7 protein-coding genes are annotated in these 5,632 nt (G+C 63.7%); 1 reads left to right on the forward strand and 6 read right to left on the reverse strand.

Annotated features, from left to right (window positions below; all coding sequences use genetic code 11):
* The coding region (locus MTR65_RS20015; RefSeq protein WP_243803369.1) for an OmpA family protein at nucleotides 1-401 on the forward strand (401 nt) is incomplete at its 5' end.
* A 323-nt stretch (nucleotides 402-724) separates the two neighbouring features.
* Here MTR65_RS20015 and queC read toward each other — a convergent pair.
* The 6 genes from queC to MTR65_RS20270 form a co-directional block, all read right to left on the reverse strand.
* Nucleotides 725-1,420 carry a 7-cyano-7-deazaguanine synthase QueC gene (gene queC, locus MTR65_RS20020; protein ID WP_243803371.1) on the reverse strand — a complete coding sequence of 232 codons (696 nt, stop codon included), beginning with the start codon at nucleotides 1,418-1,420 and terminating at the stop codon, nucleotides 725-727.
* A gap of 60 nt (nucleotides 1,421-1,480) precedes the next feature.
* Nucleotides 1,481-1,897: a hypothetical protein gene (locus tag MTR65_RS20025; RefSeq protein ID WP_243803374.1), complete on the reverse strand. Its 417-nt coding sequence runs from the start codon at nucleotides 1,895-1,897 to the stop codon at nucleotides 1,481-1,483.
* A gap of 35 nt (nucleotides 1,898-1,932) precedes the next feature.
* Nucleotides 1,933-2,850 carry an Hsp33 family molecular chaperone HslO gene (hslO, locus tag MTR65_RS20030; protein WP_084591944.1) on the reverse strand — a complete coding sequence of 306 codons (918 nt, stop codon included), beginning with the start codon at nucleotides 2,848-2,850 and terminating at the stop codon, nucleotides 1,933-1,935.
* On the reverse strand, nucleotides 2,847-3,773 hold the full coding sequence (argF, locus tag MTR65_RS20035; protein WP_243803376.1) for an ornithine carbamoyltransferase: 927 nt from the start codon (nucleotides 3,771-3,773) through the stop codon (nucleotides 2,847-2,849). The genes hslO and argF overlap by 4 nt, the downstream gene beginning before the upstream one ends.
* Nucleotides 3,773-4,963, reverse strand: a complete 1,191-nt coding sequence (locus MTR65_RS20040) for an aspartate aminotransferase family protein (protein WP_226632321.1) — start codon at nucleotides 4,961-4,963, stop codon at nucleotides 3,773-3,775. The genes argF and MTR65_RS20040 overlap by 1 nt, the downstream gene beginning before the upstream one ends.
* A gap of 146 nt (nucleotides 4,964-5,109) precedes the next feature.
* On the reverse strand, nucleotides 5,110-5,632 hold a 523-nt coding region (locus MTR65_RS20270), incomplete at its 5' end, for a cold-shock protein (protein ID WP_327194353.1).

Consider the following 5,632-nt stretch of genomic DNA (forward strand, 5'->3'; position numbering starts at 1 on the left):
CGCCTCCCCCGCCGCCGCCGCCGCCGCCGCCGCCGCCGCCGCAGGTTGTCTGCAACAAGGGCCCGTACATCGTGTTCTTCGATTGGGACAGCTCGGACATCACGCCCGAGGCCGCAACGGTCCTCGACAGCGCGATCACGGCTTACGGCAACTGCGACAACGTTCCGATCATGCTCGCTGGCTACACCGACTCGTCGGGTGCCAAGACCTACAACATGGGTCTTTCCGAGCGTCGTAACGACTCGGTTCAGGCTTACCTGACCTCGCACGGCATCCCGGGCACGGCGATCTCGAGCGAAGGCTTCGGCGAAGAGAACCAGCGCGTTCCCACCGCCGACGGCGTCCGCGAACTGCAGAACCGCCGCGTCGAGATCACTTACGGTCCGGGTTCGGGCATGTAAGCTGACCGGCAACGGTACAAAGATCAGGGGGCTGGAGAAATCCGGCCCCCTTTTCTTATGGGCAAGGCCTATTTGCTCCCACCTTCACGGGACCTGCCGAGAGGCCTCAGTCAGGCATAAAAAAGCCGCCGATCACACCTGATGGTGACCAGCGGCTCTTTGAGAAATGGAAAGGTCGGCAGTGCCCCGCTTGCCAGCCAGCAGGAAAACGCAGCTGGAAATCAGGAGGGCCAGGGCCCTCGCCTCCTCCTTTGGATGGGCGTTTTCCGAGTTGCCGCTGGCCCCCACACACGACTGGGCAAGCCTCAGGCCAACTCCCCCGGTCAGGCCGCGTACTCTGTCCCGTCCGTCAGCCCCGCCTGCTCGAAGCCGCCCTTACGCAAGCGGCAGCTGTCACACTCCCCACACGCACGCCCATCGGGCTGCGGATCGTAGCAGGACCAACTCATCGCCGGATCCAGCCCGAGCCGAATACATTCACGCGCGATGTCTGCCTTGCCCAGAAACTGAAGCGGTGCGCGGATACGGAACGGCTGCCCTTCCGCCCCGGCCTTTGTCGCCAGGTCGGCGATATTCTCGAATGCGGAAATGAACTCCGGCCGGCAATCCGGATATCCCGAATAGTCGAGCGCATTCACACCGATGAAGATGTCACTGGCTCCGATCGCCTCCGCCCAGGCCAGTGTCAGCGACAGGAACACCAGGTTACGCGCAGGCACATAGGTCACCGGGATGTCCTCGCCTACCCCTTCCTTAGGCACTGCGATGTCGTCCGTGAGCGCAGACCCTCCAAAACGGCGCAAGTCGAGCGGCAGCACCACGTGGCGCACGGCGCCGAGGTGCCGCGCAATGGTACTCGCCGCATCGATCTCGCACTGATGCCGCTGGTTGTAGTCGATCGTGAGCGCGTTGAGGCGGTAGCCCTGCTCCCGCGCAAGCGCCGCCGAAACCATCGAATCGAGCCCGCCCGAAAGGAGCACAACGGCATCCTTGACCGAATCCTGTCCTGTAGTCGTCATGCCTCTTGCGCTAGGCCCGAACGAACCAGCGCGCAAGAACATCGCCCCCGAACGGTCAGCTCAGCGCGGACACGTCCCGAGGCGCCGCCCTTCGGCGGCGAAGGCGAAGGGCAAACCGTTTCGGGTCCCCTGGCTGTCGATCTGGATAAGGCCGTCCGTCTCGCGCCGGACCGTAGTCCGCCCATAGCCATTGCCTGGACATGTATACTGGACTGTCACCTCGCTGGGCCGGTCGACCACGACGACCTGCTCACACTCCAGATCGCGGTGGCGAAGCTGCACCAGATCGCGACCAGAACCGATGCACATGCGCTCCTCGCCCCCGCCAGAACCGCGCATACGAAGCATCCAGTTGCCAGGATCGAGACGGTCGAGCATCGCCAGTGTCTCACCACTCTCGCCAAGCGCCGGCCCGGCCATCAGGCCAAGCCCGCACAGCCCGGCGAAAAGGAACGTCCTGGCAAACTTCTTCATCATCCTCGCTCTCTTGCCGTTGGCGACCCGGCAATCCCCTAAACCGGGATATTCAAGACTTTGGAACAGAACGCACAGTCGACCGGAATGGTGCCATCCTCTTCCCGCATGTCGGCCAGTTGATCTTCCGGAAACCGCGAAAGTATCGTCTTGTAGTGCTCGACCGTGCAGCGGCAACCGCGCTGGAGCAGCACCAATGGTTCGACCCGGACTTCATCCTCCTCATGGAAGAGGCGCCAGAGAAGCTCTTCCAGTGTCAGGACGGGATCGAGCAGCTCATCGCGCTGCACACTGCCTGCCATGACCGAAACATGCTCCCAGTCAGGGTGATCTTCCTGGGCGTGCAGACGCGCCTGCCCTTCCTCTCCATCGGGCAGGAACTGCATGAGAAGCCCGCCGGCCATGCAGCGCTCCCCGTTCGAGCGCACCGAGATGCGCAGGAGCGTGGGCACCTGCTCGGACTGGGCGAAATACGCCTCGCACGCATCCGCCAGCGACGCCCCTTCCAGCGGCACCACGCCCTGGTAGCGCTTCTTGGTCGCCGCCAGATCGAAGGTGATCGCAAGATACCCGGTACCGAACAGCGCCGGGAGATCGAGCTGAAGCTCCTCGTCCTGCATGTCAGCGAACTTCTCGGCATCGAAATGCACATAGCCACGCACTTCGCCGTCACGGTAGTCGCAGACCATCATGTCGACCAAACCGCCTTCGGCCTGGGCCTGGATCGTGAGCTGCGCGCCCTCTTCCTTGAGCAGCGAGCCCATGAGCGAGGTCATGACCAGCGCTTCAGCCAGAAGATGCTTGACCACAGGGGGATAGGCGTGCGCCGAAAGCACGGTTTCGAGCACCGGACCAAGGCGCACGACACGTCCACGCGCGTGCCGATTGGGCAGCGAAAAGGCAAGGACCCGGTCGAAACCGGTGTCTTCGCGCGGCAAGGTCGGATCTTCGCTCACAGCTTGCCAAGGCTCCACAGCAGGACCGACTTCTGCCCGTAGAGGCGGTTTTCTGCCTCATCCCAGACTGCCGAGGCCGGACCGTCAATAACCGCGTCCGTGACTTCCTCGTTACGGTGCGCGGGAAGGCAATGCAGGAACATCGCCCCCTCCGCCGCGTGCGCCATGAGGCTCTCGTTGACCTGATAGGGCTCAAGCGCCTTGATGTGCGCTTCACCGCCCTCCTGCCCCATCGAGACCCACGTGTCGGTCACGACGACCTGCGCGCCGCGCGCCGCTTCGAGCGGATCGTGCGTGATGACGATCTCGCCGCCCGCCGCACGGGCCCGTTCGACGAAGCCCGCGTCGGGCTCGTAGCCCTCAGGCACAGCCAGGCGCAGCGTGAACTTCATCAGCCCGGCCGCCTCGATCATCGAATGTGAGACGTTGTTACCATCGCCCAGCCAGGCCATCTGCAAGCCAGGAAGCGCAAAGCCATGCTCAACGATGGTGAGAAGGTCAGCGACGATCTGGCAGGGGTGCGAAAGGTCGGTCAGGCCATTGATCACGGGAACGTCCGCGTAGTGCGCCAGCTCCTCGATCTTGGCGTGATCGTCAGTGCGGATCATGATGGCATCGACCATGCGGCTGAGGACCCGCGCGGTGTCCGCGATGGTCTCGCCACGCCCGATCTGGGTGCTACCCGCTTCCATGATGATCGTGCTGCCGCCCAGCTGGCGCATGGCCATGTCGAACGACACGCGCGTACGCGTGGAATTCTTCTCGAAGATCATGGCCAGCGTGTGGCCAGCAAGCGGCGCATCGCTATCCGCCTTGCCCTTGGGCCAACCGGCACGTGCCGCCTTGCGCTCGATCGCATCGTTGATCATCGCGGCAATGGTATCGCCGCCCGCATCGCTGAGGCTCAGGAAGTCGCGCGACATCAGGCCGCATCCTCGGGCGTGTAGCTGGCCGCAGCGGCCGAGAGCTTCTCGAGGAACTCGTCGATGTGGCTGTCGTCGATCACCAGCGGGGGAATGACGCGCATTACCTGATCGCCAGCAGAAACAGCGAGGACCTGGTGGTTGTCGCGCATGTGGGCGACGAAAGGCCGCGGCTCGACCTTCATCTTGAGGCCAAGGAACAGGCCCTTGCCACGTACGCCTTCGAAAAGCTCCGGGTAATTGCCGATGAACTGCTCGAGGCGCGCCTTGAGGCGTTCCCCCTTCGCGCGCACGTCCGCAAGGAAGCTTTCCTCCCCCACCACGTCGAGCACGGCGCCGATCGCCGCCATCGCGAACGGGTTGCCGCCATAGGTCGACCCGTGCGTGCCGAAGGTCATGCCCCGCGCCGCCTTCTCGGTGGCAAGACACGCGCCGACGGGGAAGCCGCCACCGATGCCCTTGGCCGTGGCGAGGATGTCCGGCTCGATGCCGTACTGCTCGTAGGCGTAGAAGGTGCCAGCCCGGCCAACGCCGCTCTGGACTTCGTCGAGAATCAGCATGAGGTCATGCTTGTCGCACAGTTCACGCAGGCCCTTGAGAAATGCCTCGTCCGCGACGCGGATGCCGCCCTCGCCCTGGATCGGTTCGACCAGGAAGCCTGCGGTGTTCGGCCCGATCGCGGCCGCGGCCGCTTCGAGGTCGTTGAAGTCGACGTACTTGAAGCCGGGCAGCAGGGGCAGGAAACCCTTGTGCATCTTCTCCTGGCTCGAAGCGCTGATCGTCGCCATCGTGCGCCCATGGAACGCATTGTTGAAGGTGATCAGCTCGAACTTCTCGTCGTTGCCCGCCGACTGGTGGTAGACGCGCGCGGTCTTGATCGCGCACTCGACCGCCTCGGCGCCGGAATTCGTGAAGAACACGGTGTCGGCAAAGGTCAGGTCGACCAGGCGCTGCGCGATGGCCTCACCCTGCGGACTGCCATAGAGGTTGGAGACGTGCATCAGCGTCTCGGCCTGCTTCTGGATGGCCGAAATCAGACCTTCGTGCGAATGGCCCAGTGCGTTGACCGCAATCCCGCTCGCGAAATCGAGGAATCGGCGACCATCCTCGCTGATGAGATGGCAATGTTCGCCGCGAACGGGCCGAACACCGCAGCGGGGATACACAGGCATCAACGGAGTGATCGACATTTCGAAAAATTCCTCGAGTGAAGTTTGAAGAAAGGGGGAAAAATCAAACGCAAACGACAAATGGCGGCCCTTGCCGGACCGCCATTTGCGCGCTTCTAGGCTTTTGCAGACCCCCGGTCAAATAACCGGGGACCTGCCGGCCGGGATCAACCCTGGAGCGGCGTCAGGTTGACCGCCGAGTACTTGCCTCGTCGATCGACCTCGATGTCGAATTCCAGACGGTCGCCCTCATTGAGGCCGGTCATGCCGGAACGTTCCACCGCGCTGATGTGCACGAAGGCGTCCTGCTGACCATCGTCGCGGGTAATGAAGCCGAAGCCCTTCATCGAATTGAAGAACTTGACCGTGCCCGTGGCCTTTTCGCCCGTCAGCTGACGCTGGGGCGCGGCATCGCGCTTCTGGACCGGGATCACATCGCCCACGACCGAGAGATCGCTGGCCGAGACCTTGCCGCCACGATCGACGAGCTGGAACTCAAGCTGCTGGCCTTCGGCGAGACCTTCAAGGCCCGCACGCTCAACCGCGCTGATGTGCACGAAGACATCGTCCCCGCCTTCATCGCGCTGGATGAAGCCGAAACCCTTCGAGGCGTTGAAGAACTTGACGACGCCACGGCCCTGGCCGACGACCTGTGCGGGCATGCCGCCACCACGGCCACCACCGCCGCCG

The sequence above is a fragment of the Novosphingobium mangrovi genome, from assembly GCF_022818885.1.
GTDB lineage: Bacteria > Pseudomonadota > Alphaproteobacteria > Sphingomonadales > Sphingomonadaceae > Novosphingobium > Novosphingobium mangrovi.